This is a genomic window from Desulfitobacterium sp., assembly GCF_982384815.1.
Window position 1 is genome coordinate 1 of the sequence record NZ_CEVWNY010000166.1, and the last position, 4,390, is coordinate 4,390.

The window sequence follows — 4,390 nt, forward strand, 5'->3', positions numbered from 1 at the left end:
GAATGGGGAGAATGAGACGGCCTTTTCCCGCTATATGCAGGATGCTATGTTTCTCATCCCCACTCCCCAAGTCTTACAGAAGATCATTACGGGGTTAGATGAGTTGTATGAACACGATATCAAAAACTTTGATATGCAAGGTGATCTTTATGAATATATGCTGGGCAAGTTGGCTACGGCCGGGCAAAACGGTCAATTCCGAACACCGAAGCATATCCGGGATATGATGGTAAGGCTTCTGGCCCCAACTCCGGAGGATAGTATTTGTGATCCGGCCTGTGGTACAGCGGGCTTTCTGGTGTCCTCGGCTGAATATATCCGTGAAAAATACGAGTCGGCAATGACCAGCGAGCAATGGGAGCATTTTGAAGGGAAGATGTTCACAGGCTTTGATACGGACCGAACCATGCTCCGACTTTCAGCCATGAACCTCATGCTTCATTCCATTACCCAGCCCCAGATTGACTATGTGGATAGTGTGTCGAAGCAGAACAGTATTTCTTCGGCTTATGATATCATTCTCGCCAATCCTCCCTTTACCGGAACGGTAGATGCGGAAAGTATTAATGACAACTTAAAGGCAGTCTGTAATACGAAGAAGACCGAGCTTTTATTTGTGGCCCTCTTTTTAAGAATGCTCCGTAAAGGTGGACGCTGTGCCTGTATCGTACCCGATGGGGTCTTATTCGGGACCACCAAGGCTCACAAAGCCCTGCGCCAAGAGTTGGTAGAAAATCATCAGCTTCAAGCCGTGATCTCCATGCCCAGCGGAGTGTTTAAGCCTTATGCGGGAGTGAGTACCGCCGTCCTGATCTTTACGAAGACCGGTGCAGGGGGAATGGATAAGGTCTGGTTCTATGATATGAAAGCCGATGGCTTTTCCTTGGATGATAAAAGGTCACCCATTGATGCCAACGATATCCCGGATATAATCGCTCGCTTTCATAACCTAGAGGGTGAAGGAGAGCGTAAACCCACCGAGCAAAGCTTTTTTGTGGCGAAATCTGCAATTGAGGGAAATAGCTATGACCTCTCCATTAACCGCTATAAGGAAGTGGTCTATGAAAAGGTGGAATATGACCCGCCGGTGGTGATTATGGAGCGACTGGATAAGCTGAGCCTGCAGATTGACTCTAAGATGGAGGAGTTAAGGGGGCTTATCGGGTGAGTAAGTGGGAAATGGTTAGGTTGGGGGAAGTCTGTCAGTTCATAAATGGTGATAGAGGAAAGAATTATCCGTCTGCTAAGGATTTTATTGATGTAGGAATTCCCTTTATAAACGCTGGACATATTTCTGAGAAGAAAATAGATTTTTCCGGCATGAACTATATAAGTAAAGAAAAGTATCAAAATTTAGGGTCAGGTAAAATCAAAGAGAATGATATTGTATTTTGTTTAAGAGGTTCATTAGGTAAACACGCAATTATATCAACGAATATTGGTGCAATTGCATCATCCTTAGTAATACTTAGATCGAATTTAAGTTTAATTTATCCTAAATATCTATCTTATTGCTTAGAATCGGAACATTTCTATAAGCAACTAAACAAGGCAAATAATGGTAGTTCTCAACCGAATTTATCTGCTGCAAGTGTTAAGCTGTTTACCATTCCTCTCCCACCACTAGAAACCCAAAAGCAAATTGCTAAAACCTTAGATACCGTTACCGAACTCCTTGCCATGCGAAAACAACAGCTTGCGGAGTTGGATAACCTTATTAAAGCCACTTTTTACGAAATGTTTGGGGATCCGGTTACGAATGAGAAGGGGTGGGATGTTAGGTGTTTAAAGGACCTGTGTAATAATTTGGATAGCCGACGTGTCCCTATTACATCAACAGATCGTGAAAAGGGAATATATCCTTATTATGGTGCATCAGGTGTAGTTGATTATGTTAATGATTATATTTTTGACGGCACATATCTATTAATATCGGAAGATGGTGCTAATCTTCTGACTCGAGTTTTGCCGATTGCTTTTTCGGTATTCGGAAAGGTGTGGGTAAATAATCACGCACATGTCTTGGAATTCAAAGATTACCCTTCACAGGTATTCGTTGAGTTTGTAATTAATAATATGGATATTGCTAATTATGTAACTGGTTCTGCACAACCAAAACTTAATCAGGCAAAGCTGAATAGTATTAGGATCCCCCTTCCCCCTCTCCCACTCCAAACCCAATTCGCCGAAATCGTCATCAAAATCGAGGAACAAAAAGCCCTTGTGAAAAAAGCCGTTGATGAAACCCAAACCCTCTTTGACAGCTTGATGAGCGAGTTTTTTTCTTGAGAACCATGTTCCAGTATATTACAATGAAACAAAAGCTTCCTTTTCATTATTACTATGTTCCTTTAGAAGGGATGATAATTTAATGATAGACAAGAAAATTCAAGAAGAAGCACAGCGTCTTGACAAAGACGATGCTCGAAGCCTGGTTGAGCATTTGAATAATCCGATTTATGATGATGAGCCTATTTCTGCAGAAGAGGAATCAGCTGTCGCAGAGGCCCTTGAAGACATAAAAGCTAGGAGAGTCTACGACTTTGAAGAACTGAAGAAGGAATTTGGCCTATGAGGGTCTTCTATGCACTTCGAGTGCTTTAGCCCTATGTAAACCCAATTCGCCGAAATCGTAACTAAAATCGAATCCCAAAAAGCCCTTGTGAAAAAAGCCCTTGACGAAATCCAATACCTATTCGACAGCCTAATGAGTGAGTAGTTTGAGTAGAGAGGGGAAAGTTCCATGGAGAATAAAAGGGTAAAAGCTAAAATAACCGCGAAGGGAACTGAAATTACAGTACTTTCAAATGGAAGCGAAGATGATTATATTTCTTTGACGGATATTGCCAGATTCAAAAGTGATGATCCAAGTGCTGTAATTCAAAACTGGATGAGGAATAGAGATCTATAGAATTTTTGGGTTTATGGGAGCAATTAAGTAATGCCGATTTTAAACCCCTCGAATTCGAGGGGTTTAGAAATGAGGCTGGCGCAAATTCTTTTGTTCTCTCTCCTCAAAAGTGGATTTCAAGCACGAATGCTATTGGTATCATTTCAAAATCGGGAAGATACGGTGGAACTTTCGCTCATAAAGATATAGCCTTTGAGTTTGCGTCATGGGTATCTGCCGAATTTAAGCTTTACATAATAAAAGATTATCAGCGTTTAAAGGCAGATGAAAACAGCAGATTGTCCTTAGATTGGGATATCCAACGCACACTTGCAAAGATAAATTATAAAATACACACAGATGCAATTAAGGATAACCTTATTCCAGAGAATGTATCAAAAATACAGGCGGGGATTACCTATGCTACAGAAGCAGATATGCTTAATGTGGCGTTATTTGGAAAGACGGCAAAGGAATGGCGTATGGAAAACCCTGATTTAAAAGGTAATGTCCGAGACAATGCCACCTTGCAACAGCTAATTGTAATGGCGAACCTTGAGAGCTTGAATGCGGAATTTATCCGTCAGGGCTTAGATCAACAAGAGCGTTTGTTAAAACTTAATATAACTGCGATAGAGCAAATGCGATCGTTGCTAGATAATCCGAGTGTCAAGAAATTAGGGAAGCTGGATTAAAATTTGGAATAAGTAAAGAGGTGATTTCATGACTGCCAATTTTGACTTCCTGCGGGGAAAAACGGAATATGCCTTATTTTCCGCTGCCTGTATCGAGGCGGAGCGGGTCTTAGCCACTTCACCGGCCATGGCGGCGGTGGGGAGTCGCAAGGCCTTTGAGCTGGCTGTGAAATGGGTTTATGCTGCGGATACCACCATTTTCATGCCCTATAAGGACAATTTGCAGGCGTTGATTCATGAGCCCTCTTTCAAATTCGCTGTGGATACGCAAACCTGGAACAAGCTCCCTTATATCATTAAGCTGGGTAACCTAGCGGTACATACGGAAAAGGCCATTAGCCCCAGTGAGGCTGTCCTCTCCCTCTCGGCCCTTTTTGAGTTCGTGCAGTGGATCGATTATTGCTATGGTCAAGATTATCAGGAAAGATCTTTTGATGAAGCTAAGATTCCCGCAGAGAAGGTCATCTTGGACGAAGCCAAGATCAAGGAAAAGGATAGCTTGCTCGAGGAAAAAGAAGCGGAGATTCAAGCCCTTCGTGCTCAGATCGAGGCCATCAGTGAGCGTCTGACTGGGTCAAAAACCCAGCACAAGGAAGAGCGCCAATTCACTCCGGGGGATATCTCGGAGTTTCTTACCCGGAAAAAATACATCGATGTGGACTTGAAGCTTTTTGGTTGGGTCTTTGGGGATGATGTACGGGAAGAGGTGGAACTCACCGGTATGCCGAATCCGGAAGGGAAAGGCTATGCCGATTATGTCCTTTATGGGAAGGACGGGCTCCCCCTGGCTGTGATTGAGGCTAAG

6 protein-coding genes are annotated in these 4,390 nt (G+C 42.9%); all 6 read left to right on the top strand.

Annotation, left to right across the window (positions count from 1 at the left end):
* Window positions 1-1,168 (top strand): HsdM family class I SAM-dependent methyltransferase (locus tag AC1U9U_RS15560; protein ID WP_479961466.1); only part of this gene is annotated, 1,168 nt, incomplete at its 5' end.
* Entirely contained in the window at window positions 1,165-2,289 is a 1,125-nt protein-coding gene (locus tag AC1U9U_RS15565) for a restriction endonuclease subunit S (protein ID WP_479961467.1), read from the top strand. The genes AC1U9U_RS15560 and AC1U9U_RS15565, both read left to right, overlap by 4 nt.
* Before the next feature lie 82 nt (window positions 2,290-2,371).
* The gene (locus tag AC1U9U_RS15570; protein ID WP_479961468.1) at window positions 2,372-2,575 is read left to right on the top strand and encodes a hypothetical protein; all 204 of its coding nucleotides are present in this window, start codon (window positions 2,372-2,374) and stop codon (window positions 2,573-2,575) included.
* 168 nt (window positions 2,576-2,743) lie between these two features.
* On the top strand, window positions 2,744-2,911 hold the full coding sequence (locus tag AC1U9U_RS15575) for a hypothetical protein (protein WP_479961469.1): 168 nt from the start codon (window positions 2,744-2,746) through the stop codon (window positions 2,909-2,911).
* Between the two features lie 5 nt (window positions 2,912-2,916).
* Window positions 2,917-3,585: a KilA-N domain-containing protein gene (locus AC1U9U_RS15580; RefSeq protein ID WP_479961470.1), complete on the top strand. Its 669-nt coding sequence runs from the start codon at window positions 2,917-2,919 to the stop codon at window positions 3,583-3,585.
* Window positions 3,586-3,613: 28 nt separating this feature from the next.
* Window positions 3,614-4,390, top strand: a 777-nt coding sequence (locus tag AC1U9U_RS15585) for a DUF4145 domain-containing protein (protein WP_479961471.1), incomplete at its 3' end; no start/stop codon positions are given.